1 protein-coding gene is annotated in these 663 nt (G+C 66.2%); it reads right to left on the reverse strand.

From position 1 onward, the window contains the following. On the reverse strand, window positions 1–663 hold a 663-nt coding region (locus DEH80_RS17035; protein ID WP_109721724.1), incomplete at both ends, for an IS256 family transposase.

A 663-nucleotide genomic window follows, 5' to 3' on the forward strand; every position in this document is an offset into this window, starting at 1 on the left:
CTGCTTCTTCGGCACCAGCGCCAGAGCGTTGCGCATGAAGTGCACGCGGCAGCGCTGCCAGGTGGAGCCGAGCACTTTGCTCGCTGCGGCCTTCAGACCCTCGTGGGCATCGGAGATGATCAGCTTCACGCCGCGCAGGCCACGGTGAGTCAAGCTGCGCAGAAAGTCGGTCCAGAAGGGCTCGGCCTCACTCGGCCCCACCGACATGCCCAGCACCTCGCGCCGCCCGTCGGTGTTGACTGCCACGGCAATTATGGCGGCCACCGAGACGATCCGGCCGGCATCGCGCTGCTTCACGTACGTCGCATCGATCCACAGGTACGGCCAGTCGCCTTCCAGAGGCCGGTTCAGGAACGCCTGCACCCGCTCGTCAATCTCGGCACACAAGCGCGAGACCTGGCTCTTGGAGATGCCGCTCATGCCCATGGCCTGCACCAGATCGTCGACCGAGCGCGTCGAGATGCCGCAGACGTAGGCCTCCTGGATGACGGCCACCAACGCTTTCTCGGACGTCCGGCGCGGCTCCAGAAACGCCGGAAAGTAGCTGCCCCGGCGAAGCTTGGGGATCTTCAAATCCACCGCCCCGGCGCGTGTCTCCCAGCGCCGGTCGCGGTATCCATTGCGGTGATTGATCCGCTCCTGACTGCGCTCGCCGTGGCCAGC

Origin of the sequence: Abyssibacter profundi, from assembly GCF_003151135.1 — a bacterium.
Lineage (GTDB): Bacteria > Pseudomonadota > Gammaproteobacteria > Nevskiales > OUC007 > Abyssibacter > Abyssibacter profundi.